Origin of the sequence: Bacteroides sp. RTP31139st1_H2_RTP31139_211217 (assembly GCF_040227615.1) — a bacterium.
Taxonomy (GTDB): Bacteria; Bacteroidota; Bacteroidia; order Bacteroidales; family Bacteroidaceae; genus Bacteroides; species Bacteroides uniformis.
In genome coordinates, this window is the sequence record NZ_JBCNZM010000341.1 from 1,203 (window position 1) to 1,447 (window position 245).

At 48.2% G+C, this 245-nt stretch carries 1 pseudogene; it reads left to right on the forward strand.

The features are described 5' to 3' along the window. Positions 1-245 (forward strand): annotated as a pseudogene (locus ABUA47_RS25015) (ATP-dependent Clp protease ATP-binding subunit); the annotation flags it as partial.

Consider the following 245-nt stretch of genomic DNA (forward strand, 5'->3'; position numbering starts at 1 on the left):
TCAGACAACTCTGTGTGGGACAAAGAAGATGACATTACGATAAAAGCAGGACGTTTGTCGGGCATCATCAAAGAGCTAAAGATGCTATCCGACCAGTCCATTGAAGAGATACGCTCTTCGGAAATAGAAGCGATTGTAGCGGAATGCACCAATATACCTATCGGAAAGATACAAGCCCGCGAGAAGGACCGGCTTTTGAGCATCGAGAGCAAATTGCAAGAGCGGGTCAAAGGACAGGACCGGGC